The sequence below is a fragment of the Heyndrickxia coagulans DSM 1 = ATCC 7050 genome (assembly GCF_000290615.1).
Taxonomy (GTDB): Bacteria; Bacillota; Bacilli; order Bacillales; family Bacillaceae_C; genus Weizmannia; species Weizmannia coagulans.
Genome location: NZ_ALAS01000187.1, coordinates 1 through 25,672, shown reverse-complemented (window position 1 = coordinate 25,672; position 25,672 = coordinate 1). Strand labels below are relative to the sequence as shown.

27 protein-coding genes are annotated in these 25,672 nt (G+C 48.1%); 5 read left to right on the top strand and 22 right to left on the bottom strand.

What is annotated here, in order from left to right:
* Positions 1 to 219 precede the first annotated feature (219 nt).
* The 3 genes from IC21_RS09505 to IC21_RS09495 all read left to right on the top strand — a co-directional run bounded on the left by IC21_RS09505 (position 220) and on the right by IC21_RS09495 (position 5,127).
* A complete protein-coding gene (locus IC21_RS09505) occupies positions 220 to 1,818 on the top strand; it encodes a hypothetical protein (RefSeq protein WP_029142408.1) in 1,599 nt (532 codons plus the stop codon).
* On the top strand, positions 1,802 to 4,603 hold the full coding sequence (locus IC21_RS09500; protein WP_029142409.1) for a DEAD/DEAH box helicase: 2,802 nt from the start codon (positions 1,802 to 1,804) through the stop codon (positions 4,601 to 4,603). Before IC21_RS09505 ends, IC21_RS09500 begins: the two co-directional genes overlap by 17 nt.
* Before the next feature lie 89 nt (positions 4,604 to 4,692).
* Positions 4,693 to 5,127 carry a DUF4944 domain-containing protein gene (locus IC21_RS09495; RefSeq protein ID WP_013860709.1) on the top strand — a complete coding sequence of 145 codons (435 nt, stop codon included), beginning with the start codon at positions 4,693 to 4,695 and terminating at the stop codon, positions 5,125 to 5,127.
* 23 nt (positions 5,128 to 5,150) lie between these two features.
* Here IC21_RS09495 and IC21_RS09490 read toward each other — a convergent pair whose 3' ends face one another.
* Positions 5,151 to 5,573 carry a YwpF-like family protein gene (locus IC21_RS09490; RefSeq protein WP_013860710.1) on the bottom strand — a complete coding sequence of 141 codons (423 nt, stop codon included), beginning with the start codon at positions 5,571 to 5,573 and terminating at the stop codon, positions 5,151 to 5,153.
* A gap of 349 nt (positions 5,574 to 5,922) precedes the next feature.
* On the opposite strand from IC21_RS09490, the gene IC21_RS09485 reads away from it, so the two are divergent.
* Positions 5,923 to 6,282 carry a single-stranded DNA-binding protein gene (locus tag IC21_RS09485; RefSeq protein WP_013860711.1) on the top strand — a complete coding sequence of 120 codons (360 nt, stop codon included), beginning with the start codon at positions 5,923 to 5,925 and terminating at the stop codon, positions 6,280 to 6,282.
* A gap of 6 nt (positions 6,283 to 6,288) precedes the next feature.
* Positions 6,289 to 6,453 (top strand): hypothetical protein, encoded by a 165-nt coding sequence (locus IC21_RS17005; protein ID WP_013860712.1) that lies wholly within the window; start codon positions 6,289 to 6,291, stop codon positions 6,451 to 6,453.
* Positions 6,454 to 6,639: 186 nt separating this feature from the next.
* Here IC21_RS17005 and fabZ read toward each other — a convergent pair whose 3' ends face one another.
* From fabZ to glyA, 21 genes are all read right to left on the bottom strand, one after another.
* A complete protein-coding gene (fabZ, locus tag IC21_RS09480) occupies positions 6,640 to 7,065 on the bottom strand; it encodes a 3-hydroxyacyl-ACP dehydratase FabZ (RefSeq protein ID WP_019721004.1) in 426 nt (141 codons plus the stop codon).
* Between the two features lie 130 nt (positions 7,066 to 7,195).
* Positions 7,196 to 8,026: a flagellar hook-basal body protein gene (locus IC21_RS09475; RefSeq protein ID WP_029142410.1), complete on the bottom strand. Its 831-nt coding sequence runs from the start codon at positions 8,024 to 8,026 to the stop codon at positions 7,196 to 7,198.
* Positions 8,027 to 8,053: 27 nt separating this feature from the next.
* Positions 8,054 to 8,842: a flagellar hook-basal body protein gene (locus tag IC21_RS09470; RefSeq protein ID WP_029142411.1), complete on the bottom strand. Its 789-nt coding sequence runs from the start codon at positions 8,840 to 8,842 to the stop codon at positions 8,054 to 8,056.
* A 38-nt stretch (positions 8,843 to 8,880) separates the two neighbouring features.
* Positions 8,881 to 9,882 carry a rod shape-determining protein gene (locus IC21_RS09465; protein WP_019721007.1) on the bottom strand — a complete coding sequence of 334 codons (1,002 nt, stop codon included), beginning with the start codon at positions 9,880 to 9,882 and terminating at the stop codon, positions 8,881 to 8,883.
* A gap of 393 nt (positions 9,883 to 10,275) precedes the next feature.
* Positions 10,276 to 10,542 (bottom strand): sporulation transcriptional regulator SpoIIID, encoded by a 267-nt coding sequence (gene spoIIID, locus IC21_RS09455; protein WP_017553086.1) that lies wholly within the window; start codon positions 10,540 to 10,542, stop codon positions 10,276 to 10,278.
* A gap of 323 nt (positions 10,543 to 10,865) precedes the next feature.
* The gene (spoIIQ, locus tag IC21_RS09450; RefSeq protein ID WP_013860719.1) at positions 10,866 to 11,636 is read right to left on the bottom strand and encodes a stage II sporulation protein SpoIIQ; all 771 of its coding nucleotides are present in this window, start codon (positions 11,634 to 11,636) and stop codon (positions 10,866 to 10,868) included.
* A gap of 81 nt (positions 11,637 to 11,717) precedes the next feature.
* Entirely contained in the window at positions 11,718 to 12,728 is a 1,011-nt protein-coding gene (spoIID, locus tag IC21_RS09445) for a stage II sporulation protein D (RefSeq protein ID WP_019721009.1), read from the bottom strand.
* A 369-nt stretch (positions 12,729 to 13,097) separates the two neighbouring features.
* Positions 13,098 to 14,411: a UDP-N-acetylglucosamine 1-carboxyvinyltransferase gene (gene murA / locus IC21_RS09440; RefSeq protein WP_019721010.1), complete on the bottom strand. Its 1,314-nt coding sequence runs from the start codon at positions 14,409 to 14,411 to the stop codon at positions 13,098 to 13,100.
* A gap of 32 nt (positions 14,412 to 14,443) precedes the next feature.
* Positions 14,444 to 15,184, bottom strand: a complete 741-nt coding sequence (locus IC21_RS09435; protein ID WP_019721011.1) for a YwmB family TATA-box binding protein — start codon at positions 15,182 to 15,184, stop codon at positions 14,444 to 14,446.
* Positions 15,185 to 15,416: 232 nt separating this feature from the next.
* Positions 15,417 to 15,653 carry a DUF1146 family protein gene (locus IC21_RS09430; protein WP_029142412.1) on the bottom strand — a complete coding sequence of 79 codons (237 nt, stop codon included), beginning with the start codon at positions 15,651 to 15,653 and terminating at the stop codon, positions 15,417 to 15,419.
* Between the two features lie 131 nt (positions 15,654 to 15,784).
* Positions 15,785 to 16,195: a F0F1 ATP synthase subunit epsilon gene (locus IC21_RS09425; protein WP_029142413.1), complete on the bottom strand. Its 411-nt coding sequence runs from the start codon at positions 16,193 to 16,195 to the stop codon at positions 15,785 to 15,787.
* A gap of 22 nt (positions 16,196 to 16,217) precedes the next feature.
* Positions 16,218 to 17,639 (bottom strand): F0F1 ATP synthase subunit beta, encoded by a 1,422-nt coding sequence (gene atpD / locus IC21_RS09420; RefSeq protein WP_029142414.1) that lies wholly within the window; start codon positions 17,637 to 17,639, stop codon positions 16,218 to 16,220.
* Between the two features lie 75 nt (positions 17,640 to 17,714).
* On the bottom strand, positions 17,715 to 18,572 hold the full coding sequence (gene atpG, locus IC21_RS09415) for an ATP synthase F1 subunit gamma (RefSeq protein ID WP_029142415.1): 858 nt from the start codon (positions 18,570 to 18,572) through the stop codon (positions 17,715 to 17,717).
* A 143-nt stretch (positions 18,573 to 18,715) separates the two neighbouring features.
* Positions 18,716 to 20,230, bottom strand: coding sequence for a F0F1 ATP synthase subunit alpha (gene atpA / locus IC21_RS09410; RefSeq protein ID WP_013860727.1), 1,515 nt, complete (start codon positions 20,228 to 20,230; stop codon positions 18,716 to 18,718).
* A 23-nt stretch (positions 20,231 to 20,253) separates the two neighbouring features.
* Complete coding sequence (locus tag IC21_RS09405) at positions 20,254 to 20,790, bottom strand: F0F1 ATP synthase subunit delta (protein WP_017553094.1); 537 nt, start codon at positions 20,788 to 20,790, stop codon at positions 20,254 to 20,256.
* Positions 20,787 to 21,308: a F0F1 ATP synthase subunit B gene (atpF, locus tag IC21_RS09400; RefSeq protein ID WP_017553095.1), complete on the bottom strand. Its 522-nt coding sequence runs from the start codon at positions 21,306 to 21,308 to the stop codon at positions 20,787 to 20,789. Before atpF ends, IC21_RS09405 begins: the two co-directional genes overlap by 4 nt.
* Before the next feature lie 184 nt (positions 21,309 to 21,492).
* Positions 21,493 to 21,705, bottom strand: coding sequence for a F0F1 ATP synthase subunit C (gene atpE / locus IC21_RS09395; RefSeq protein WP_026104500.1), 213 nt, complete (start codon positions 21,703 to 21,705; stop codon positions 21,493 to 21,495).
* Between the two features lie 65 nt (positions 21,706 to 21,770).
* Positions 21,771 to 22,487 (bottom strand): F0F1 ATP synthase subunit A, encoded by a 717-nt coding sequence (gene atpB / locus IC21_RS09390; RefSeq protein WP_014096761.1) that lies wholly within the window; start codon positions 22,485 to 22,487, stop codon positions 21,771 to 21,773.
* A gap of 16 nt (positions 22,488 to 22,503) precedes the next feature.
* Positions 22,504 to 22,878: an ATP synthase subunit I gene (locus IC21_RS09385; RefSeq protein ID WP_017553097.1), complete on the bottom strand. Its 375-nt coding sequence runs from the start codon at positions 22,876 to 22,878 to the stop codon at positions 22,504 to 22,506.
* A gap of 503 nt (positions 22,879 to 23,381) precedes the next feature.
* Positions 23,382 to 24,011, bottom strand: coding sequence for a uracil phosphoribosyltransferase (gene upp, locus IC21_RS09380; protein WP_013860732.1), 630 nt, complete (start codon positions 24,009 to 24,011; stop codon positions 23,382 to 23,384).
* 244 nt (positions 24,012 to 24,255) lie between these two features.
* The gene (gene glyA / locus IC21_RS09370) at positions 24,256 to 25,500 is read right to left on the bottom strand and encodes a serine hydroxymethyltransferase (protein ID WP_029142416.1); all 1,245 of its coding nucleotides are present in this window, start codon (positions 25,498 to 25,500) and stop codon (positions 24,256 to 24,258) included.
* Positions 25,501 to 25,672 lie beyond the last annotated feature (172 nt).

Below are 25,672 nucleotides of genomic sequence, written 5' to 3'. Positions count from 1 at the left end.
AAAAATAGATGGAAAAATTTTCTAAATGTGGATAAGTCATTTTATCATAAAACATCTAAAAATTGATGAATTTACTCTTCAGAACTGCCCCCTCTTTTCCGCACTGGACATCAACAGAAATGTGTATTATGCTAAATAGTTGAATTATCACTTGCCACAAACCGAAGCAGCCTGTCTGCTTTTTGTTTTACATATTTTTCCAAGGAGGTGTGTCGCCCTATGGCCGCCTTACTGAACGATTATGCCACAAAACTTCAGAACCGGTTGCAGCCGGAGCGCGAATCCCACCAGAAACTGGTGCAAAAAGGGCTGCTGTTGTACCGCCAGCATCTCGTCCATGCCAAACGGGTTTCGGGGCGGTTTTTGCGCGGGAAAGTCCAGGATGTGACACCGGTGGATTGCGAGCTGGACCTGCTTGACCCGTTGAATTTTGACTGTGCCTGCCCCCATGACGGTTTTTGCCGCCACCTGATGGCTTTGTTTTTCTTTGCCTACAGTGAAGCAAACAGTGTATTCGACTGGGTCCGCGAGTGGAAGCGCCGCAGTACGGACGGGGACCTCCTGCAATCCGTGAAGCGGGCAAGCGATTTGTTGGAGAAAAAAAAGCCGGAAACAACCGGGCAAACCATCAGCATGTGGCTGGATGATTTCCATACCGCGTTTGAAGAGATCAATGTGAAGGATGAATTTCTTCTCGATCTCTCGGCAAGGGAAGTTTACCGCCGGCTCACCCTTTTTTTGCCGGTCGAACGGGAATGGGAACCGCTTTACAGACTGGCCGCTGCCTATGAATTGTTTAAATACCTTCACACGGTTTGTTTGAAAAATGGCTTTTTTTCGTCCGCGGCTCTCATGCAGTTTTTGGCCGGCGAAGCGGAAGAGGCGGCAAACCGGCTGTCGTCCGCAGCGCTCCCGTTTGCTTTTGATCCGTTTATTGCTTATTTTCGCGAGAACACCCGCGAGCTGGCGGACAGTGCATCCATCTATGAACTGGAAACCGTTGATTTTTACCGGATGCTCTGGTCGCGCCTGCTCAAGAAAGAAAATTGGCGGAAAGAGGAAGAGGCGCGTTTAAGAAAGGAAATTTTAAACAGCATTGACGCCGGTGAAAACCTCTCCACTCTGAAGGTGCTCTGCTTTATACATCTCGCCTTTTTGCTCGGGAATGACGACACCGCGCTGTTTTTTCTCGGGCAGCTGGCTGCAAGCGGCGCCCATACAGCCGTATATATGCCGTACTGGTTTTTGGAACTGAAAGCAGATGAGAGGCTGTCCCGCTATATTTCCGCCGCCGTCCCGATGATCCCGCGCCTTTTGGAATCTTGCACGGACGACTTCGAAAGGGCTGCCTATATGCGCATGTTTTTCCGTTCCATCAATGAACAGGCGCTCTCCGCCCAGCAACTGAAATTGCTGGAAAAACTGTACCGCGCCTTTTTGCCTGTCAGCGCACCGAAATACGGGGACGTTTTGTTTTCATCCGCAAGATACAAGGAGTGGGCGGAACTCCAGACACTTACCGGCCATACACCCGGAGATATTGAAAAAGAAAAACTCGAACAGGTTGCAAAACAAGCGCCTGAAGCCCTTCTCCCTCTTTACCACCGGGCGGTCGGTATCTGTATCGGGGAAAAAAACCGGAAGTCCTATCAAAAAGCCGTCCGCTATTTGAAAAAATTAAAAGCCATTTACCGGAAACGCCATGAAGAGGAACGGTGGTACGCATTCTTTGATGAAATCAAGGAGCGGACAAAACGGATGCGCGCTTTTCAGGAAGAATGCAGGAGGGGAAATTTGACCGATGCAGATGGAATATGATGTAAAAATCAATATACAGCCGGTTCCGGACGGGCGCTATTTCTTATTTTCCGAAGACCGGGCCGGAAACGGGGCCGATCCTTCCTACTGGGCGCCGTCTTTGTTTATGTGGCATGAAGAAAGTTTTTACGGCGCCTTTATGCCGTACACGCGTTTCGGAAGTCGCTGCGGGATTTTGGCTGACAGCTTTACGCTTTTGTCCCTGCTCGGAAAAGAAGGGTTCAGTTCGATGTTGCGCTGGGATTGGGATGAACGCGGGCAAATTTATTTGGCTGCGGCTCCCGTGCTGCTTGATGCCGTTTTAAGCGGCGGCTGGCTTGCTGAGGCGGCTGCACTTCCGGAAGAAGAAGCATGGGAGATAGAGCTACCTGATGCCGTTATCGATGAGTTCAGCCCGTCGTTTTGGGGCCGGATGCTGGATGAAAAACCTTTGTCCCGCGTCCTCTCCGAATGGTACGGAGAAGCTGCCCGTTCTTTTATCACCAGCCGGCCCAAATTGAAGCGGCAATTCATGGAGCTGAAAAAATTAGGCTTTACCTCCCGGGAACTCTCCTCGTATTTTGACAAGCGGCGTTTTCAACTATGGGCGGGCGAAGCGTCCCTCCCCTTTACGATTGGGATCCGCCTTTTTGAACCGGACGCTGACGGCGGGCGCTGGAAGCTTGAAACCGTGCTGCGCGGCCGTGATAAACCGGAACGGATGCTGGTCTACCCCCGGCAAAAGCTGTATAAAAAATGGCAGCCGTTTGAAGAAGAGGTCCGGCTCGAACAGGCAAGATGGGGAAAACTGTTCCCCTGGCTTCAAGATGAAAACGGGCAGCTGCGCAATGAACTTGAAGAAAACCGCGCATGGGAGTTCTTCGTTCATGCCAGCGAAAAGCTTCTCCCGCTCGGTGTGGAAATTATGCTGCCGTCCTGGTGGTCATCTGTTAAAAACGCCAATATGCGGCTGAAAGCAAAACTGAAAAAAAACACAAGCTACCGGTCCTTTTTCAATCTCAATACAGTGCTCGAATTTGACTGGCGGATTTCCTTAAACGGGATGGAAATGAGCGAAGAAGAATTTCAAAACCTCGTAAACGGAGGGCGCCGCTTTGTGAAAGCGGGAGAAGAGTGGATCACGCTTGATCCGAAGATGATCCGGTCGCTGCAGGCGCTCATGGAAAAGGCCAAAAAAGAGGGCCTCCATCTTCAGGATCTGCTCGCGCAAACTTCCGGATCCGAAGAGGAAACGGACGAAGAAGAAACAGAGGATATGCAGGCGCTCGCCCGGATTCAAATTGAACTGAATCAGTCATTAAAAAAATTCATCCGGAAACTTTCCAATCTGGACGAAATTCCATCCGTCCCGATCCCGCCCGGATTCCAGGGCGATTTGCGGCCGTATCAGCAGCTTGGCTTAAACTGGCTCTCCTTTTTGCGTGATTGCGGGTTTGGCGCCGTACTGGCAGACGATATGGGGCTTGGGAAAACCGTGCAGCTGATCGCTTACCTCCTCCATGTGAAGCATGCAAAACAGCCGGCAAATCCGGCGCTCATCATTTGCCCGACATCTGTCCTCGGCAACTGGCAACGGGAGATTGAAAAATTTGGAAATGGCTTAAATGCCGCCCTCCATTACGGGCCGAACCGGAAAAAAGAAAACCTGGGGGATTGCTATCAGCATGCCGATGTTGTGCTGACGAGCTACGGGATTGCCCACCTTGATTTCGAGGCATTGTCAGCTGTGGAATGGAGCACGATTGCCCTTGATGAAGCGCAAAACATTAAAAATGCAGAGACGAAACAGTCGCGGGCGATCCGGAAACTAAAGGGCAGGCATTATATTGCTTTGACCGGCACCCCGATGGAAAACCGGCTTTCAGAACTGTGGGCGATCTTTGATTTTGCCAATAAAGGCTATTTGGGCACGTTCAGGCAGTTCCAAAAACGGTTCATCGCCCCGATTGAAAAGGACGGGTCAAAAGAAAAAATCCGTGAGCTCAAGCGCCTCATCCGGCCGTTTTTGCTGCGCCGGACGAAAAAAGATCCGGATGTGGAACTGAATCTGCCCGAAAAGCTGGAGCAAAAAGAATTTTGCCCGCTGACGGCAGAGCAGGCGGCATTGTACGAAGAAACGGTGCAAAATGCTTTTAAGGGGATCGGCCAGCTGAGTGGGCTTGGCAGAAGAGCGCTGATTTTGCAGATGCTAAACCGTCTGAAGCAGTTGTGCAACCATCCTGCCCTGTTTCTGAAAGAAGAAAAACCGGCGAACCTTTTGGAACGGTCATTTAAACTGGAAAAACTGGCAACGCTGACAGAAGCCATTTTGAATACGGGGGAATCGTGCCTCATTTTCACCCAGTATATCGGGATGGGCCAAATGATCCGGCAAATGATGAAGGAGCTGTTTGGCCTTGACGTTCCGTTTTTAAACGGAAGCATGCCAAAAGCAAAACGCGACCAGTTGATCCGTGATTTTCAAAACAAGGCGTTCCCTGTTTTTCTCCTGAGTTTAAAAGCCGGGGGAACGGGGTTGAACTTAACAGCAGCCAATCACGTCATCCATTATGACCGCTGGTGGAACCCGGCTGTTGAAAACCAGGCAACGGACAGGGCGCACCGCATCGGGCAGCAGCGGTTTGTCCATGTCCACAAATTGATTGCGACCGGCACACTGGAAGAAAAGATTGACGCGATGCTTGAGAAAAAGCAGGCGCTGAACGATGAAATTATCCAAAGTGACAACTGGGTTACCGAACTGTCCGATGACGAATTGAAACATTTGGTTTTGCTGCAAAGCTAAATAGAGGGGGGCACCCGCTCTGAGGTTCCCCCTCTCCTACATTTTTTGAATATTTATTATTATCAACAAAAATGGAGGGCACGTTAAACATGAAAAAACCTTGGGCTATCACAGGCATCATTGCTGCCGTTGTCGTAATCGGCATTATAGTCGGTATGGTTGTCCATGAAAAGGAAAAGCCAAGCTACCCGAAATGGGTGGGCCACAGCAAGAGCGGCAAATGGACGGCTGTATTATCGTATAACGGTGAGAAATCTGATGATGTTAATTATTCTGGAGATTTCATTTGGAATGGCTCCAAAAAAGAGAAAAATAAGGTTTCTGTTTTAAAAACACAATATTGGATCGGTGGTGAAATGGAAGCCGGGGACAAAACAGCAAACAAAGAGAAGGTATCTCCAGACACAGGATTTGTAGAATATACAGACGCGCCAAAAAAAGGAGAACATCCAGAAGCCGTCATTTATTGGGAAGAAGATAACAAAGTCCATAAGGAAGTCATCGAATTAAAAAAGCAAAAATAAAGGCGCGAAAGGGCCGCTCTGTTTTATGACGCAGAGCGGCCTTTTCCGTTTAATCTTTCTTTAAATGCCTCAATTAATTCCTCGCCTTCGTACCCTTCGCGGACCAGCTCCTCCAACAGCTTTTCCGCATACGCGATCCGCCTCGAGCGTATTTTCCCTTCGAGCAGGACGCTGATCGTTCCGTCAAATTCTTTTATTCCCCTGACTCGGGTCGAAAGCGGTGCCGGATCATTGTTCTCATACGTGATCACCACTTCAGTATCCAGCTCCGTCTGCTGCTTTTCTTTTTCCGCAAAAAACGGCAGATGCTTGCTCTCCGTGTATGCTTCAATCAGCCAGGTGCCCCGCCCATCTTCCTTGTTCAGAATCAGCCCGTCAATCAACGGAATCGGCACGCGTTCGCCGTCATTCAAAATGGTAAGCGACAGGATCTTAAACGTTTTCATCCCTTTCCTCCCTATTCGTTTGTAAAAATTATAACATACATCCAACAGACGATCACCGGCAACAGCCCATTTTCTCACCTGCATCAAAAAGGCGGAAGTCTGGACAATGCAAGTCCAAGCCGGGAACCAGCTGTTATGTTTCCGCGGTAAAAGTTCCCATTTTCGCCCGGTTGATGCCAAAGAAAAAATTTTAAATAATGCCATAACCTCTTTTTACTGCCGAAATATGTAAAAACCAGGCGTGCAAAAATACATTTTTGCACGAAACGAAGGGGCTATTTTTGAAAAATGGCGATTTTACAAGAAAAATGAAAGCCGGTAAGATAAATGCAGGAAGGGGGTGGATCAGTTGATTAACCAGGTCACATTAGTCGGAAGGCTCACAAAAGATCCGGATCTTCACTACACAGCAGACGGAAAACCGGTGCTAAATATTACGCTTGCCTTAAACCGCCATTACCGGAATCAATTTGGCGAAACGTTAACCGATTTTGTCCAATGTACCCTTTGGAATAAAATCGCGGAGAATACAAGCAAATATTGCGCAAAAGGTTCCATGCTCGGCATTACCGGCCGGATTCAGACCCGCCACTATGATAATAAGGACGGAAAAAGGGTCTACGTCACCGAAGTCATTGCCGACACAGTCCAATTTTTAAGCAAACGGCCGGAAAACAAACCGCTGCAGGAAACCGGCCAGGGAGGGTAGCATGCAATGGAAGACGCTGCAAAACGGTTGGATGCACTTGAGCGGGTATTAGCGGATATGATCGTCAAACAGGGCATGCTGAACCGGCAGCTTGCACTTTTGATGCAGGAAGTAAAACGGATAGAGGAAGAGAGCCGCAAAATGCCCGCACTCGTGCCACATCTGAAGTAAACGTATGAGTTTTCCTTTTCCAACTTTCTTTTCCATTTTACCAGTTCCTAACGTTTCTCCTATATTGCCCCATCAGATAGAATATTTGTTGAGAATACCGATCCTCTTCTATCCCCTTCTCTTTTGGTCAGCTGGACATCCGGCTGATTTTTTTTACGGAAAAAAGCGGCAAGATCTGTTCCGCTGCTATTTTTCGAGTGCAAACATGATCTCCGCTTCACAGGCAAGCTCCCCGCCGACTGTAGCAACCGCTTTGCCTTTTCCGACCGGCCCTTTCAAGCGGATGATTTCCACTTCGAGGCGAAGCTGGTCTCCCGGTTTTACCTGGCGTTTAAACCGGCACTTGTCAATACCTGCAAAAAGCGCAAGTTTCCCGCGGTTTTCTTCCTTTTTCAACATGGCGACCGCGCCCACCTGTGCGAGCGCCTCCACAATCAATACACCCGGCATGACCGGATATTGCGGAAAGTGGCCTGCAAAAAAAGGTTCGTTTCCGGATACGTTTTTGATTCCAACCGCACGTTTTCCTTCTTCCACCTCAAGAATGCGATCAATCAATAAAAAAGGATAACGGTGCGGGAGAATGTCTTTAATTTGCTGTAAATCCAACATTGGCAAAAAATCCTCCGTTTTCAGTTTCAGTCCGGGAGAAATAAGGCGGCGGGCAGGATTCGAAACGGCCGCGTCCCCGGATACTGCCTTAAAGTACGTAAGGCAGCTGGTTTTCGTAAAAAGCGAATCATCAGGAACGGATGTTGTTTACAAGGCCCATCATCTGGTCGGACAATGTAATCGTCCTTGACTGGAACTGATACAACCGTTCTGTTTTCGTTAGCTCCGTTATTTCAGCAGAAAGGTCGACATTCGATTTTTCAAGCGCGCCCTGCTGCATAGAAATTTGGCTGCGGTTTGCCCCCTTTAAATCGGTGTATACATTTGCCGCATTGGCGTTTTGCGGCAGCCTCAGCAAGTTGTTCCCGGCCTGTTCCAGCACTTGCGGGTTGCGTATTTGGACAACGCCGAGGTTAAAGCTTTCCCGCGTGCCGTCACTGTATGCCACCTGCAAGATCCCGTTTGGCCTGATCGCGTAATCTGCTACTCTGCCCTGGAATGTAATCATCCTGTTATTCTCATCCAGGACAGGATTCCCGTTCGCATCAGTGAGCATACTTCTATTGTTTCCGAGCGGGGATACTTCCAATGCGCCATTGCGGGTAAAGGCCGTTTCATTACGGCCATTTACCCCGGCAAGCACTTTTAAGTACTGGTTTTCTTTTGTAAAGGCCATATCAAGGGCGCGTCCGGTATTTTCAAGCGCCCCCTGCGATGGGGAAAGCACCGCTTGTGCCAGTTTTGCCCCCGTGCCGGTCCGGATGCCGTACGGCGTTTTTCTGCCTGTTTCTTTGGATGGATCCGGCTGGTTGTTGATTTGCTGGGCGAGCAGATCGGTAAAGCTCGCCTGTTTGCTTTTATAGCCGTTTGTATCCACATTAGCAACATTATGGCTGATGGTATCGATTTTGTCCTGCAACTGCCTGAGCGTATTGGTTGCTGTCAACATGGATTGATTCATGGCGCTGTCTCACCCCACCATTCTCCGTTATACTTTTCCTACGTCATTTACGGCTTTGCCGAGGCTTGCGTCATAAGCCTGCAGCACTTTTTGATTGGCTTCAAAAGAGCGGTAAGCACTCATCATATCTGTCATTGTTTTTGTCTCATCGACATTGGAAGATTCCAGGCAGCCCTGCTTGATTTGAAAGCCGTTTTGGCCTGCAGCTGGCAGCGCCCCGTTATTCGCGAGCGTATATAAACCGTCGCCTGTTTTCTCAAGCTGTGCCGGATTTTGGGCGTAGGCAAGGCCGATCGTGCCCGCATACCGCCCGTTTTCCGTTACCGCGCCAGCCGCATCGACGGAAAAATCGGTTCCCCCCGTCTGAATGCGGCCCCCGTTTTCATCCAGCACGTAATGGCCGGAAGCGGTCGTTAAATAGCCTTCCGGGTTCACTGTGAAATTCCCGTTCCGCGTATAGGCTTCATGTCCGTTGCCGTCATCGATGCGGAAGAACAGGCTTCCTTGCGGTGAAGCCTGATCTAATATGGCCAAATCGGTCCGGTTGCCTGTTTCTTTAAGGTCACCCTGTTTAAAAAGCGACAGTGTTTCCTGCATATAAACACCGGTCGCAAGTGACCCGACCGATTTCACTACTTCGCCTGTTGTCCCGTTTTTATCCATATAGCTGAGCAGCATTTTCGGGAAAGAGCGGATCGATGACTGGTCCGTTTTATACCCCGGCGTGTCTGCGTTGGATAAATTATTGGCGAGCAAATCCGTTTTCCGCTGCTGGGCGATCATCCCGGAAGCCGCTGTATATAAACCCCGTAACATTGCCATTCACCTCGCTGGAGCATTCATCAAACGTTTGATTAAACGAGTTTTCTTCTTGAAATTTTATCGATATTTTCAAGCATGATGCCTGTTCCGATCGCTACGGAACTCATCGGATTTTCGGCAACAAGGACCGGCACTTTAATTTCTTCGGCAAGCAATTGGTCAATACCGTGCAAAAGAGCCCCGCCGCCTGTTAAAATGACACCGCGGTCAATGATGTCGGCTGACAGTTCAGGAGGCGTTTTCTCTAAAACGTTTTTCGTGGCGTGGACAATGATGGACACGGATTCACGCAGCGCTTTTTCAATTTCAGCGGATTTGATCGTAATCGTCCGCGGCAAGCCGGAAACCATATCCCTGCCCCGGATGTCCATTTCTTCATTGCGGGCGCCCGGAAATACCGTGCCGATATTCATCTTGATATTCTCTGCCGTCCGTTCGCCGATCAGCAGTTTGTACTCCCGTTTAATATACTGCAGAATTTCATTGTCAAATTTGTCACCGGCCATTTTGATGGACGAGCTTGTCACAATGTCCCCCATCGACAGTACCGCAATATCCGTCGTGCCGCCACCGATATCGACCACCATATTCCCGCTCGGCTGGAAAATATCCATGCCTGCACCGATGGCCGCCACTTTCGGTTCTTCTTCCAGGTAAACATTTTTCCCGCCGCTTTTTTCTGCTGCCTCGCGGATCGCTTTTTGCTCCACGCTCGTAATATTTGTCGGGCAGCAAATCAAAATGCGCGGTTTCGATAAGAATCCCTTTACATTCAACTTGTAAATAAAATACCGCAGCATCGTTTCCGTTACGTCAAAATCGGCAATGACGCCGTCTTTCAGCGGGCGGATGGCGACAATATTGCCCGGCGTCCTGCCAACCATGCGGCGCGCTTCCTCCCCGACCGCGAGCACTTTATTGGCCGTTTTCTCAATGGCTACAACAGACGGCTCATTCAGCACAATTCCCTGGCCTTTTACGTGGATCAGTACATTCGCGGTACCCAAATCAATTCCTATATCCTTTGCAAACATGTATGTGCTCCTTCCTCATTTTTCAAACTTTTTTAGGACGATTTATCTATTCGAAGTCTATCATTGTCTGTTATCCCTGGTTATTTATTTTAGCATATTTTTGCCGGGTTTCGGGATCATTTGTCAAATTTTATTTTCGGGTATTTTTCAAGCGAGGCAAACGGAGGGGATTTTACGGGGGGGCCCGGTTTGCAAAAAAGCAGCTTTCGCGCGGGGTGTCCGTTTCAATTCTGCGAAAGCCGTTTACCGGATGGAAGCAGCTGCGCATCCTGTGGCCGGAACCGCTCCCAAAACGGGCCCGGACCGTAAAAAGAAGCAACCGCGCAATTCGATTGCTTCTTTCAGGAATCATGGAGCCCTCATGAGCCGGAAAGCGCTGCTGCGGTTTTTCTGTTACTCTGTGACCGGATACTCTTCTTTTTTATATTTTTGCTTTGTTGCTTCCCCTCCGCGCAAATGACGGACAGATTTATGGTAATCGAGGATATTCTTTACCTCATTTGCCAGTTCCGGATTGATTTCCGGCAGCCTTTCCGTCAAATCTTTATGGACAGTACTTTTGGATACGCCAAACTCTTTCGCAATTACGCGAACTGTTTTCCTCGTCTCCACGATATACTTCCCAATCTTGATAGTCCTCTCTTTGATGTAATCGTGCACACTACTCGCCCTCCCCCAAAATTGGATGTGAGGCGTGTGAAATGAGACTCGCCGGATTCAATTTTGTACTGGATCCCGCAGGCTGTTCATGCTTGCGGCAGAAAGTGAAGCCTTTCTGATGGTGCAGAATATAATCAAGTCTGTAGCGAAGATGCTCCCGTCATTAACGATTCCTCACCTCAAACACTCCCGCTTTTTTGTCAAGTTTGTAACAGTTTATTAGCTTGTGTACCATTTTATGCAAGAAACTGCTTTTTTACGGGAAGCGGGCGGAAAACAAAAAAAGGACAGAGGTTTTCTGTCCTGTATACACGCGGGCTGTATTAATGGCTGTTCTGGCTGGTTGATGTTTTTTCCGAAGACCGGCTTTGCTTGGACTGGCTGCTTTCGGATGAAACTTCCGGCGTTTTGACGTCGCTGGCCGTTTTATTGAAGTAGCCTTCCGGATTGACCGCCACATCGTCTTTGCGGATTTCAAAATGAAGATGCGTCCCGGCGGCTTTGTTCAGCTCGCTCCGGCCGGCTTTTGCGATCGTTTGTCCTTGCTTGACCATATCGCCTTCTTTCACCGCAATGTCTTTCACCGATTGGTATTCGGTCGTCACGCCTTTGTCATGTTCGACTTCAATGACATTGCCCAAAACGGCATCTTCCTGCACTTTTGTGACGGTACCGCCCATTGCAGCAACAACGTCAAATGTTTTGCCATTTTTCATCGTGATGTCAATTCCCTGGTTCGGCTGATATGTGTTGCCGTATACAACGAGTGCGGCTTCCTGGTCCTTGACGGAAGCATTCGCGTCGTAAAACTTCTTCTCAATCGTGGCCAGTTCAGGTTTTTGTACCGGCATTCTGAAGTTTTCTACCGCTTTGTTTACTTCGATTGCGTCATTGCCGGATCCTTTCTGGCTGATGGATGCATCGTTTTTAAATTTTTCTTTTGCCGAATGGGTTCCAAGCGACTGATACCAAATAATCCCTGTAATCAACAGCACCGCACTTACTAAATAGATTGCCGGATAGACCCAGCGTTTTTTGAAGAAATTTTTTATGTTCTTTGGTTGAGAAGGCCGTTTCTTTTCTTCCTCTCTCATTTATCATCACCTCAGCAACCATTCTGAACATTTCTTCATTTGTTTATACATCAAGTTTAAAAAATTTTTGTCCGGGAGGGATTATTTTTTTGCCAGGGCGCCGGCTCCGGCAATTTGGCTGAATGGTTTCACCGTGACGCCTTGATAATAATACGCCACAATCGCTTTATAATCTTTCCCTTCCTGTGCCATGCCGTTTGCCCCGTACTGGCTCATGCCGACGCCGTGCCCGTATCCTTTCGTTATAATTTCAATTTCTTTTCCTTTTCTTTCCCATGTAAAATCTGAAGAAGGCAGCCCCAGCTTCTCCCTCACCTGCCTGCCGGTGAAAACTTTGCCGGCAATTTTGATTTTCGCCACTCTTTTTCCTTCTGTCCTGGATAAGACAGTTCCCGTATCATTCGCTTGAATCCGGATCCCCAGTTTTTGTTCGAACGCCGTGGCGGGGATGGATGTGACTTTCTTGAATTTAGGCGAGTTTTGATCCCACGGGCTTTTCACGCTTTTTAAATAGGGTACGGCACTGGACCAGTAATCGCCGGCATTTTCTGTGTAGCCGTTGCTGGTGGAAAAAAACGCTGCATCGATCGGCTTGTTATGGTAAGTGATGATTTCGCCTTCTGTTGCAGCAACCGCTTTGTCGATTTTCTCCATTTTTTCCTGATACGCTTTCCCCCAAACGTTTTTCAGTTCATCCCGGCTCAAATATACCTGGTCGTTGACCGTATCTGTCACATTGGCATTATCCGGCAAATCCCTGTTTCCGCCATTTAACATCCGGTTGACAATGAAAGTGCGGGCAGTCAGTGCCTGGGCTTTTAATGCCTCGAGTTTAAACGTTGCAGGCATTTCAGCTGCGACCACGCCTGCAACATAGTCTTCCATTGGCACGCGGTCAACCTTTTTCTCCATGCTTCTGTATACGGATACCTGGACGGATACCGTTGCTTTCTCCTCCTTTGGCGGTTTTTTTTCATGCAATTTTCCGCTCACCTTGTCGTTGTGGAACGGAAGGACGACAAGGGCCGGAATGAGAAAGGAAAAGGCGAGGACGAGGATCGCTGCGATTACAACGGGTTTGATTGGTTTCATGCTGACGCCTCCATATGATCGAAGTGGTGGAAAGCCTATACTCCAATTTATGGGACGGGACAAGCATTTATGATTAAAAATGCACGCTCAAGGGTGTGCGGGGCAAGCATGGGGCAGCACCGAAAAAAAGCCGACGAACCTTCCCGGCGCGCTCTGGCGACAACCGGATAAGTTCCGGAGGCGCATCGCTTGAGGCGGGAGGAAACGCATTGGACGGCGTTTCAGCATAAACTGTTTCAACAACTGCATGAAAAATCAAGGCCTGTACGTTTGAAACCGGCCTGTTTTGTCCATAATGGGAACAGCAGAAGAAAAATGGCGAAAAAAAACCCTGCACATGGGGAATATGTACAGAGGTTTTTATACAAACTAAAGATTGGCGTCAGCAAGCAATTGATCTTGTTTTGCCGGCGCAACTTCCGCTTCGTCGTCGACCCTTTCAATGTCGGCCCCAAGTGCAGCCAGTTTTAAATGAAAGTTCAAATAGCCGCGGTCCAGATGTTTTAATTCGGTCACCCGGGTAATGCCTTTTGCCGCCAGCCCGGCAATAATTAAAGCGGCGGCTGCCCGCAGGTCTGTTGCGGCAACTTCAGCCCCCTGCAAATTGCACGGCCCGTTCACAATAACCGAACGCCCTTCTATTTTTAAATCCGCATTCATGCGCCGGAATTCTTCCACATGCATGAATCGGTTTTCAAATACCGTTTCCGTAATCACGCTCGTGCCTTCAGCACACAAAAGGAGCGCCATCATTTGTGACTGCATATCGGTCGGGAATCCCGGATAAGGCATTGTCTTTATGTCTACTGCCTTTAATGTTTCCGGGCCGATAACCCGGACACCGTTCTCTTCTTCAATGATGGTGACACCCATTTCCTCCAGCTTTGCAATTAAGGAAGAAGTATGCTCAGGTACCGCACCTTTTACCAACACATTTCCCTTTGTAATCGCAGCGGCAACCATAAATGTCCCTGCTTCAATTCTGTCCGGTATGATGGTATGATCAGCAGCATGCAGCTTCTCCACACCTTCGATCTTAATGGTTCCCGTGCCGGCACCTTTTACATTTGCGCCCATTTCATTCAGGAAATTGGCAAGATCCACAATTTCAGGTTCTTTTGCACAGTTTTCAATGACCGTTTGTCCGTCAGCCAGCGATGCGGCCATCATGATATTCTGGGTTGCGCCGACGCTTGGAAAATCCATATATATTTTCGCGCCATGCAAGCGGCCGGATACAGACGCTTCAATAAAGCCGTTTCCCACATCTACTTTGGCGCCCATTGCTTCAAATCCTTTTAAGTGCAAGTCAATAGGGCGGGATCCAATGGCACAGCCTCCCGGTAATGCGACCCTTGCTTTCCCGGTTCTCGCCAGTAATGGCCCCAGCACTAAAAAAGATGCCCTCATTTTGCGTACATATTCAAAAGGCGTTTCAATTGATAACTCCCTTGATGCATCTACAGTGATTTCATTATCCAGAAACGTAACTTCAGCATTCAAGTGGCGCAGCACTTCACTGATTGTAAATACATCGGAGAGTTGTGGTACATCACGTATGATGCTTTTTCCTTCACTTGCCAATAACGATGCAGCGATCACAGGCAATACGGCATTCTTTGCACCTTCCACTTGAACGGTGCCCTGAAGCCTGTTTCCGCCGCGGACGATGATCTTTTCCAAGAGTATTCCCCTCCGCGTCCATATTCTCTATATTAATATTCAATCGTAATGATGGGTGTGCCAATTACGACCGTTGTCTTACCGCCCAAACCGCTGTCTCGCAAACCGATTTGCACATTCATTTTCCGGTTTTTGGCATGGATATTTTCAGAAAACTTAGGCGAGTATCCGGAAACCGCATAAAAGTTCTTTTCTTCCATTGTTTCAATTTCTTGCGCATCAAGACGTTTCAGCAATTGTTCTTTTTTTCCACGTAACAAAACATGATCCATTTTATCACTGAATTCGCCTTTGATACAAGAGAAAACCATGGGCTTTTTCGTAAAAAGCGCTCGAGTGCGGGCAGATACCAATTGATTGACTTTGCGCATTTGCGCGCGGTCCCATCCTTTGCCATTCACTTCATAAATGATATACGAACCGTTTTCAGCATTTGATAGGGTCGACATCAATTTTACGGTTTCGACATAATGGCTTTTTTCCAGCTTGCCCGTGAGCACCTTCACATGCCTGTCCTTTTTTACCGACCAGTGCATTTCAGGGAATGTATCCTGCAATGTCTGCACTTTTTCGGCCCATTCCGGTTCGGACGGCGCCCGCAGGGGTTCTCTTGTATATAAAGACCATTCAGTGACTTTGCCGTTCAATTTTGCAATGGACGCCTGAAATAACTGCAATTGATCCGTAAAATTGGCCGCATCTGTCTTATTCCCCACGAAAATCAGTGTCAAACCAACAATTGCCAAAACCGGATATACAAATCGGAATTTCATCTTTGCGCTCCCCTCTCCCTTATTAAAAGTGTTAACAAGAGAGACGGCAGACATACCAGGTAAAAGTCGTCAAGTTTTGACACCCTATACACTAGTATAATGAATTTTGTCAAAAAAGCATACCTAAATTGTATGCAACGGATCATTTTTTGGAAACAGGAAAAACGAACCATTTTTCAGCCTCAAAAGAACCGATCAATTGGAATTTTGAAACAATGCTTAGCGGTACCCGTCATTGGAACAGGAAATGCAGGCGCTGCACCCATAGCAAATAGTCAAGGAAAAAATTGCTGACGCTGTATCCGATTGCGACAGAAAGGAAAATATACAAAAGCCTTGCCTGGACAATGCGGTTTTTCTTTATGATCTTGTCAATATGGACGGCTTGAAGGATCCAAAACGTCATGCCAATAAAAAACAAATTCACAAGGATGCTGAGCACTGCCTGCGTTCCGAATTCAGCTGTCATCTGTCCTCATTCCCTTCCTGTTTTTGCCCGTTCAGGCGCCTTGCCCGGCAAACCGGCTGCTTAAAGAAAAACACCTTCCGAAGAAGCAGAAGGTGCCTTTTTGATCATAAAATGACAGTAAGGAAAAGCGGTTATCTGGAAAAGTGGCGATAGACTTCAATCCGGTTCATCGCGCGTTTTAACGCAAGCTCCGCCCGTCTAAAATCGATATCATCCTGATCGGACTGGTGCAATCTTTTTTCTGCACGCTGCTTTGCTTCTTCCGCCCGCCGGATGTCAATTTGTTCGGGTGTTTCGGCAGCCTGTGCCAGAATGGTCACCTGGTTGGAGCGTGTTTCCAAAATGCCGCCGCTCACTGCAACTACTTTTTCCTGGTCGCCGTTTTTAAACCGGACAACTCCGATATCAAGCGGCGCAACAAGCGGAACATGCCCGTACAGGATACCGATCTCGCCGCTTTTGGCTTTTGCAATTACCATTTCCACTTCCGCATTGTATACCGGGCCGTCCGGGGTGACAACACTGGCTTCAAATGTCCTCATTTTACTTCCTCCCGGTCCCGCATTATGCTTTTACGCCCATGGCTTCCGCTTTTTTCACAGCATCCTCGATCGTGCCTACGAGGCGGAAAGCATCTTCAGGAAGATGGTCGTATTTCCCTTCAAGAATTTCTTTAAAGCCGCGGACAGTTTCCTTAACCGGCACATAAGATCCCGGCTGGCCGGTAAATTGTTCCGCAACGTGGAAGTTTTGCGACAGGAAGAACTGGATGCGGCGTGCGCGCGCAACAACCAGTTTGTCATCTTCGCTCAGTTCATCCATCCCGAGGATCGCGATAATGTCCTGGAGCTCGCGATAACGTTGCAATGTTTGCTGTACCTGGCGGGCAACGTTGTAATGCTCTTCCCCGACAATTTCAGGGGACAATGCCCTGGATGTCGAAGCGAGCGGATCTACAGCAGGATAAATCCCCATTTCCGACAAACGGCGTTCAAGGTTGGTCGTCGCATCGAGGTGGGCGAATGTTGTGGCCGGAGCCGGGTCAGTGTAGTCGTCAGCCGGCACATAGATCGCCTGGATCGATGTGATTGAACCTTTATTTGTAGATGTAATCCGTTCCTGCAGCTGGCCCATTTCGGTTGCAAGGGTCGGCTGGTAACCTACGGCTGACGGCATACGGCCGAGCAACGCAGACACTTCAGAACCTGCCTGTGTGAAACGGAAAATATTGTCGATAAAGAGCAATACGTCCTGGCCTTGTTCGTCACGGAAATATTCAGCCATCGTCAGGCCTGTTAAAGCCACACGCATACGTGCGCCAGGCGGTTCGTTCATTTGCCCGAACACCATTGCTGTTTTGGAAATAACGCCGGAATCTTTCATTTCGTAGTAGAGGTCGTTCCCTTCACGCGTCCGTTCCCCTACGCCGGCGAATACAGAAATACCACCGTGTTCCTGTGCAACGTTGTTAATCAGTTCCTGGATTAACACGGTTTTGCCAACGCCGGCACCGCCGAACAAACCGATCTTCCCGCCTTTGATGTAAGGCGCCAAAAGGTCAACGACTTTAATGCCGGTTTCAAGAATTTCAACCTGCGTGGATAACTGCTCGAAAGAAGGCGCCGGTTTTTGGATCGGGTCGCGGCGCACATTGCCTTTCAGTTCGCCGTCAAGGTCAATGACTTCCCCGAGCACATTAAATACACGGCCAAGGGTTGCTTCCCCTACCGGTACAGAAATTGGCGTGCCTGTGTCCACTACTTCCATGCCGCGACGGATACCGTCTGTGGAAGCCATCGCAATTGTGCGGACGGCATCATCGCCTAGGTGTAATGCAACTTCCAGTGTAACATTGATATCCACTTCATTGGCATTTTTTGCTTTATAATTGATTTTTAATGCGTTATAAATATCAGGGAGCTGACCGTTTTCAAACTTTACGTCAACTACCGGACCCATTACTTGCAGAACGTGTCCAATGCTCATACTGTTCCCTCCTAACTTGCTTGATGGCACATGCCCGATCCGTTTCGGCAAAAGAGCGGTTTGCCAAAACGGAAATTATTCCAGTGCAGCTGCTCCACCGACAATTTCTGTAATTTCCTGTGTGATGGATGCCTGGCGGGCACGGTTATATGTCAATGTCAACGAGTCGATTAATTCAGTTGCATTGTCCGTCGCATTTTTCATTGCAGTCATGCGTGCCGCGTGTTCACTTGCTTTGCTGTCCAGCAGCGCGCCATAAATAAGGCTTTCTGCGTATTGCGGCAGCAAAACATTCAGGATTTCTTCTACAGACGGTTCAAATTCATAGGAAATGAGCCGGTTTGTCGCCGTTACATCCGTAAGCGGCAGCAGCCTTTTTTCCGTCACATCCTGGCTAATGGCGCTGACAAAATGGTTGTAATACAAATACAACTCATCGAATGTCCCGTCTTCATACATCGCGACCGTTTTCTTCGTGATATTTTCGATATCCTGGAATGTCGGATGGTCAGACAGGCCGACAATCTGCAGCACAACATTCATCTTTAGACGCCTGAAAAATTCGTATCCTGTACGGCCGATCACAATAATCGCATATTCATCATCAGATTGATGGCGTTCCCGGATGGTCTGGGTTACAAGCCTTAAAACGTTGCTGTTAAAAGCGCCGGCCAGTCCGCGGTCAGATGTGATCACGAAATAACCGGTCCTTTTAACCGGGCGGGAAACAAGCATCGGATGCCGGGCGCCGCCTGTCCCCTGGGAAATGCTGACTACTACATCCTGCATTTTCTCCATGTAGGGGACAAATGATTTGGCGGACAATTCCGCACGGTTCAGTTTTGCAGCCGACACCATCTGCATGGCCTTCGTAATCTGGCTTGTTTTCTGCGTAGAGTTGATCCGGTTTTTTATATCGCGTAAGGATGCCACTTCACTTCACCACCCTTGTGAGTTAATCAGGATTCCAATCCTGGATTGAAATCCTTTGTCTGTCCGGCCCGTTTGCCTTCGGTTCGGATGCTGCAGTGAAAAAGCACGCATGCCGCATACGGGTAACGGGGTTCTCTGTCCAATTATTGATGTTCAGATGCTACGAAGGTCTTTTTAAATGCCTGAATGGCTTCTTTCATTTTTTCATCGTCAGGAAGATTTCCGGTTGTACGGATTTCTTCGAGCAGTGATGCCCGATTCTGGTCCAGCCAGTCATAAAGTTCCGATTCAAAACGGAGAATGTCTTCCACTTGAATATCGTCCAGCAATCCTTTTGTTAATGCATACAGGATGCATACTTGTTTTTCCACTTTGATTGGCTTGTTCAGGTCCTGCTTCAATACTTCAACCGTACGCTGCCCGCGTGCCAGTTTTGCCTGGGTGGCTTTATCCAGATCCGACCCGAATTGGGCAAATGACTCAAGTTCACGGTAAGATGCCAGGTCAAGGCGCAGTGTGCCGGAAACTTTTTTCATTGCCTTGATTTGCGCGGCACCGCCTACGCGGGATACGGATAACCCTGCATTGATCGCCGGGCGGACACCTGAGAAGAACAAGTCGGACTGCAGGAAGATCTGCCCGTCTGTAATCGAAATCACGTTTGTCGGAATGTAAGCCGAAATATCGCCGGCCTGTGTTTCAACAAACGGCAGGGCGGTCAATGAACCTCCGCCTTTTGCATCGCTTAATTTGGCGGCACGTTCAAGCAGGCGGGAGTGCAAATAGAATACGTCGCCAGGATATGCTTCACGGCCCGGCGGACGGCGCAAGAGCAAGGAAAGTTCACGGTAAGCAACAGCCTGTTTGGATAAGTCATCATACACAACGAGCACGTGTTTTCCGTTGTACATGAATTCTTCGCCCATCGCAACACCGGCATACGGTGCCAGGTATTGAAGAGGCGCCGGTTGCGAAGCGGAAGCCGTTACCACAATCGTATAATCCAAAGCCCCGAATTTGCGGAGCGTTTCAACTGTACCGCGGACGGTCGATTCTTTTTGGCCAATCGCAACATAGATACAAATCATGTCCTGGTCTTTTTGGTTTATAATCGTATCAATCGCAATAGTCGTTTTACCAGTTTGGCGGTCGCCAATAATCAATTCCCGCTGCCCGCGGCCGATCGGCACAAGTGCATCGATCGCCTTAATCCCCGTTTGCAGCGGTTCGCTTACCGATTTCCGGTCCATTACGCCAGGCGCTTTAGATTCAATCGGGCGGGTTTTCGTTGTGTTGATGGGCCCGAGCCCGTCAACCGGCTGGCCGAGCGGGTTGACGACACGGCCGATGAGTTCCTCCCCGACCGGCACCTGCATGATCCGGCCTGTACGCCTTACTTCATCGCCTTCATGAATTTCGCGGTAAGGCCCGAGAATAATGATCCCGACATTGCTTTCCTCAAGGTTCTGCGCAAGCCCCATGACCCCGTTGGAAAATTCCAGCAGTTCCCCGGACATGGCCTGGTCAAGACCGTGTGCACGCGCAATCCCGTCACCGACTTCGATAACGGTACCGACATCGCTCACTTCAATTTCAGACTGGTAATTTTCAATCTGTTTTTTTATCAGCAAGCTGATTTCTTCAGCCTTAATGCTCATAAATCCAGCACCTCATTTCTCACTTAACTGATTAATGTTTTTTCAAGACGTTCCAATTTTCCGCGCAAACTGCTGTCAAAAATAGAGTTGCCGATTCTAATCTTTAATCCGGCCAGCAGACCGTCATCCACGATATTCTCAATGTTTAAAGACCGCTTTCCGACCTTTTTGGCAAATACTTCAGATATCGCTTTGCTCTCGTCAGCAGAAAGCGGGCGAGCAGAGTAGACAAGTGCATCTGCAATACCGCGTTCATCATTCACCCGTTCAATAAAAGCACGGCATACCCTCGGGATGAGCTCGTCCCTGTGCCGCTCAGTCAAGAGCAACAACAAATTCAAAGTGAAAGTGGATAATCCAGAAAAAATGTTTTTAAGGATTTCTTGTTTCTTTTCTATCGTCAATTTCGGAGATTTAAGGAGCTTTCGGAACGGTTCGTTTTCCTCAAAAACCTCTCTTACCGCCCGGACTTCTTTTTCGATTTCTTGAAGCTGCCCGTGCTCTTTTGCAAGCTCAAAAAGTGCCGAAGCGTACCGTTTTTCTACCGCCTCATTACTCATTTCATTTCTCCTGCCTCTTTAATAGAATCGAGTATGAATTTCTCGTGGTCTTTCTCGGAAATTTCTTTTTCAATCACTTTAGAGGCAATCATCACGGACAAGGATGCTACCTGTTCACGCAAAGCAGCAACAGCTTTCGCTTTTTCCTGTTCGATTTCAACTTTGGCAGCATCTTTCATGCGTTCTGCTTCCTGGCGCGCTGTTGCAACGATATCATCATGCTGCACTTCTGCCTGTTTCCTTGCATTTTCAATTAAATTCTGGCCTTCAACACGTGCTTCTTTCAGCATCTTGCGCTGTTCTTCCAAAAGCCTGGCTGCTTCTTCGCGGTTTTTTTCCGCCGTTTCAATTTCTTTTGCAATATGTTCCTCACGTTTCCTCATCATTTCAACTAGAGGGCCGTAAGCAAATTTTTTCAATAGCAGAAGCAACACAACAAACACAATGGCCTGGAATAAAATATCGCCTGTGTTGAGCTTCCCTAGCACAAATCCGAGTACTAAATCAGTCTGGGACACCCGGGTTCACTCCCTTCCACACGTTCTTAAAACATTCTTTCGCACCTTTTACCAAAAAAAGAAGCAAAATGGTTCAAAAATGATTGCCCTGAACCGCTCATAACCGAAACTACAGCTGTTCCCGGCTAAACCATAAAGGAAAGGCGAAGGTCTCTTAGAATCCGCTTCGCCGTCAACATGTTCCTTATCTTCCCAGTGCAATAAATGCGATAACAACCGCAATGATAGGAAGAGCTTCAACTAAGCCAATGCCGATAAACATTGTTGTCTGCAAAAGGCCGCGTGCTTCCGGCTGCCTTGCGATCCCTTCAACTGTACGACCGACAATAAGGCCGTTGCCGATACCGGCGCCCAATGCTGCCAAACCAACCGCGATTGCTGCTGCAAGAATACCCAAACTCATGATAAGATTTCCTCCTTTGGAATATATAAATAGATGATTTTTCAAAAATATAGAAATGGTTATTCCTCATGGGCAATCCTATGAGAAATATAAACCATTGTTAACATGGTAAAAATATATGCCTGGATCGTGCCGACAAAAATGGAAAATCCTTGCCATACAAGGGTCGGAATAATCGCTCCGATTGTCCCCCAAATGTTTGTATGCATCGCCAAAGTGCCCGCAAGCAGCGACAGCAGCACTTCGCCGGCATAAATATTCCCGTAAAGCCGGAGCCCTAATGTTAACGTGTTGGCAAACTGTTCGATCAGGTTAATCGGGACCAAAAACCATAACGGTTCAGCATAGCTTTTCAGATATCCGCCAAACCCTCTCTTTTTGACACCGTAAAAGTGGGACAGGCCCATGACCAGAACGGCCAGCGTAAGGGTAACAACCGGGTCGGAAGTAGGTGACTTCCACCAGGAATAATGATCATAAACAACCATAAACGGCAATCCGAGCATATTGGAAACAAAGATATACATGATCAATGTTAGGCCCAGAATATGAAAGACGCCGCCGGTTTTCCAGTCCATATTGCTTTTAATGATCCCTCTGACAAAATCCATGACCCATTCCATAAAATTCTGCATGCCTGTAGGTTTCAACGCCAACTTTCTTGTTGAGATGACCGCAATGATGAACACGATCAAGGATGAGACAGTAATCATCATGACGTTGGACAGGTTAAAATACAACCCCATGAATTCGACTATCGGTTGCTTATGTTCCACCGAAACTCACCTCACTTTACTTTTTTCTTTGTTGAAGCAAACCTACAAAAAAATCTATCATAATGACGAGATAAGATGTCATTATGCCAATCACTACAGCCAATAGATGAAACAAATCCGGAAAACGGAGCGCCACCGCTACCGCGAGTACGGCAGCCGCCATTCTCATCCCGGTACCGAGCGAGATCCTTTTTTTGCCCGGAGAAACATCGGTAACAGCCATTGTTTTCTTCACCATAAGCCATAAGTTAAAGAGGCTGACAGTTGTGCCAAGCAAAAGCCCGAGGAAAACAGAACGGTAACCGGGAAACATCGCCCCCGCCAAATAAAGGCACAAAAGAATCACCAAATACTTGCGCTGTCTTTTGTAAATACGTAGAAGTTCCGGCATGCCTTAAACACTCCTGACAAGGGACGCCGATCGTTTGCAGCACAGCAGGAAAGCGGTATGTCACTTCCTCACCTAGCAAATTGCAACATTCTTAACCAAAACTTGCAATTTGTTAAGGTTACGAACAGCCTGCAGCCCCGGCTTTACTGGTTTTTCACATTTCCGGCATTCCGGCATATTAATAGTAGAATCCCAACCTCATGAAAACCTTCTCATTATGTACACTTTTTTAGCATACAATAGCGCTTATCCAATGTCAATAGGAGTTTCCTTGATATAGTCATTAGAACTTATTTTTTCAGAAAATGGCCATCCCGCTTCCCAGAACAGGAAGGAAACACCGTACACCGGCGTAAGCTTGCGCTGCTTTTCCAATCGTTTACATGCCTGGCATTCATCTCTATACCGAAAACATACCGTTATTATAGACCCTTTTTATTTTTTTACCAGCCTGTTTCTGACGGGTTAACAAAATTGTAAAACACTAAGCGCATCCATACATTTTATTTTGTCCCAAACAGGCGGTCCCCTGCGTCTCCGAGACCCGGCACAATGTACCCTTGCTCATTCAGCTTCTCATCAAGGGCTGCTGTATAAATATCAACGTCCGGATGGGCTTTCTGCACGGCTTCCACGCCCTCAGGGGATGCAATCAGGCACATGAATTTAATGTTTTTTGCACCCCGCTGTTTTAAGGACTGGATCGCATCCACGGCAGAACCGCCTGTAGCCAGCATCGGATCCACAATGATAAAATCGCGTTCCTCTACATCGCTTGGAAGTTTTATGTAATATTCAACCGGCGTCAGTGTCTTCGGATCGCGGTACAGGCCGACATGTCCGACTTTTGCAGCCGGGATTAGTTTCCGCACGCCGTCTACCATGCCCAGGCCCGCACGCAGGATCGGGACAATGCCAATTTTTTTGCCGGATAAAATTTTTGATTTTGCCTTGCAGACTGGCGTTTCAATTTCAATTTCTTCAAGCGGCATATCACGGGTAATTTCAAATGCCATCAAAGTCGAAACTTCATCGACAAGTTCGCGGAATTCTTTTGTCCCCGTATGTTTATCGCGGATATACGTCAACTTGTGCTGGATCAGCGGGTGGTCAATGACATGAAGTGTACTCAAATGAATTCTCTCCTTTAAAGGTTGGTATCAGGTTCGGCAAATGCTTACCCCAACCATTTTACACGAAAAAAGCGCCCAATCTCAAGGAAAGCCAAAAGAAAATCCTGAGGCCAGGCGAAAGGACCGGCCCCGCGGTTTACGAGGCCTTCCTGTTCAATTTTTTTGCCGGTTCGTTTTTATGCCGCATTGGAAGTGCACCAGCCAGCTATCCGTCCGGAAAAAGCGGGCGCTAAAATGCGCCTGCTCAGTTTTGGCCGGCGTACAGCGGGAAGCGTTCCGTAAGATGCCGGACGCGTTCTGCCGCTTCTTTTAAGACTGCTTCGTTATCCGGATTTTTCAATGCCGATCCGATAATGGACGCCACCTCATCCATTTCTTCCAGGCCGAATCCCCTTGTTGTGACTGCAGGGGTACCGATTCTGAGACCGCTTGTTACAAACGGGCTTTCCGGGTCATACGGAATCGTATTTTTATTGGCCGTGATGCCGATATCATCGAGCACCTTCTCCGCATCCTTCCCGGTAATCCCGAAAGAACGCAAATCAATGAGAATCAGGTGATTGTCCGTCCCGCCGGATACAAGGTCAAATCCTTCTTTTTGGAGTCTTTCCGCCAGCCGTTTTGCGTTGTCCACCACTTTTTGCGAATAGGTTTTGAACCCGTCTGTAAGCGCCTCTCCAAAAGCGACGGCTTTGGCAGCAATTACATGCATAAGCGGGCCGCCCTGGATCCCCGGGAAAATCGACTTGTCCACTTTCTTTGCAAATTCCGCTTTGCATAAAATCATGCCGCCGCGCGGTCCCCGCAAGGTTTTATGCGTTGTGGTCGTGACAAAATCCGCATACGGCACCGGGTTCGGATGTAACCCTGCAGCCACAAGTCCTGCAATATGCGCCATATCCACCATTAAATAGGCGCCTGTTTCATCCGCAATTTCCCTGAACTTTTTAAAATCAATCGTCCGGGGGTATGCACTTGCACCTGCGACAATCAGTTTCGGCTTATGTACGCGCGCTTTTTCCAGCACATCTTCATAGTCAATATGCTGCGTTTCCTTATCCACGCCGTATTCCACAAAATGGTACTGCATGCCGCTGAAATTGACCGGGCTGCCGTGTGTCAAATGCCCGCCGTGGGACAAATTCATACCAAGCACCGTGTCGCCGTGCTCCAGAATGGTGAAATAAACCGCCATATTGGCCTGTGCGCCGGAGTGCGGCTGGACATTGACATGTTCGGCGCCAAAAAGCTGTTTGGCCCGCTCCCGCGCAAGGTTTTCCACGATATCCACATATTCGCACCCGCCGTAATACCGGTGCCCCGGATACCCTTCCGCATATTTGTTGGTCAGAACGGAACCTTGTGCTTCCATCACTGCTTCGCTGACAAAATTTTCGCTGGCAATGAGTTCAATCTTGTTTCTTTGCCGGTTCAATTCCTGCCGGATCGCCTCGTAAACTTCCTTGTCTTGATTTGCAATATGGCTCAATTCGGTACCCCCTCAAGATCGTTTTCATATTCTTTTTTATTTTACCATAATGCTTTGCAAATTTTGTCCATTTTTTTAACAAGAGAGCTTTTTGCGATGTTAACAATTTTTCTTTCAATGCAAATAGAACACCACCAGAAATATAATATTGTCAGATAAATATATGCCCATT

Bases quoted from the DNA above. Each gene is read 5' to 3' on its own strand.
- IC21_RS09505 (WP_029142408.1), top strand. From the start codon at position 220: ATGGCCGCCTTACTGAACGATTATGCCACAAAACTTCAGAACCGGTTG.
- IC21_RS09500 (WP_029142409.1), top strand. From the start codon at position 1,802: ATGCAGATGGAATATGATGTAAAAATCAATATACAGCCGGTTCCGGAC.
- IC21_RS09495 (WP_013860709.1), top strand. From the start codon at position 4,693: ATGAAAAAACCTTGGGCTATCACAGGCATCATTGCTGCCGTTGTCGTA.
- IC21_RS09490 (WP_013860710.1), bottom strand. From the start codon at position 5,573: ATGAAAACGTTTAAGATCCTGTCGCTTACCATTTTGAATGACGGCGAA.
- IC21_RS17005 (WP_013860712.1), top strand. From the start codon at position 6,289: ATGGAAGACGCTGCAAAACGGTTGGATGCACTTGAGCGGGTATTAGCG.
- fabZ (WP_019721004.1), bottom strand. From the start codon at position 7,065: ATGTTGGATTTACAGCAAATTAAAGACATTCTCCCGCACCGTTATCCT.
- IC21_RS09475 (WP_029142410.1), bottom strand. From the start codon at position 8,026: ATGAATCAATCCATGTTGACAGCAACCAATACGCTCAGGCAGTTGCAG.
- IC21_RS09470 (WP_029142411.1), bottom strand. From the start codon at position 8,842: ATGTTACGGGGTTTATATACAGCGGCTTCCGGGATGATCGCCCAGCAG.
- IC21_RS09465 (WP_019721007.1), bottom strand. From the start codon at position 9,882: ATGTTTGCAAAGGATATAGGAATTGATTTGGGTACCGCGAATGTACTG.
- spoIIQ (WP_013860719.1), bottom strand. From the start codon at position 11,636: ATGAGAGAGGAAGAAAAGAAACGGCCTTCTCAACCAAAGAACATAAAA.
- spoIID (WP_019721009.1), bottom strand. From the start codon at position 12,728: ATGAAACCAATCAAACCCGTTGTAATCGCAGCGATCCTCGTCCTCGCC.
- IC21_RS09435 (WP_019721011.1), bottom strand. From the start codon at position 15,184: ATGAAATTCCGATTTGTATATCCGGTTTTGGCAATTGTTGGTTTGACA.
- IC21_RS09430 (WP_029142412.1), bottom strand. From the start codon at position 15,653: ATGACAGCTGAATTCGGAACGCAGGCAGTGCTCAGCATCCTTGTGAAT.
- IC21_RS09425 (WP_029142413.1), bottom strand. From the start codon at position 16,195: ATGAGGACATTTGAAGCCAGTGTTGTCACCCCGGACGGCCCGGTATAC.
- atpD (WP_029142414.1), bottom strand. From the start codon at position 17,639: ATGAGCATTGGACACGTTCTGCAAGTAATGGGTCCGGTAGTTGACGTA.
- atpA (WP_013860727.1), bottom strand. From the start codon at position 20,230: ATGAGCATTAAGGCTGAAGAAATCAGCTTGCTGATAAAAAAACAGATT.
- IC21_RS09405 (WP_017553094.1), bottom strand. From the start codon at position 20,790: ATGAGTAATGAGGCGGTAGAAAAACGGTACGCTTCGGCACTTTTTGAG.
- IC21_RS09385 (WP_017553097.1), bottom strand. From the start codon at position 22,878: ATGCCGGAACTTCTACGTATTTACAAAAGACAGCGCAAGTATTTGGTG.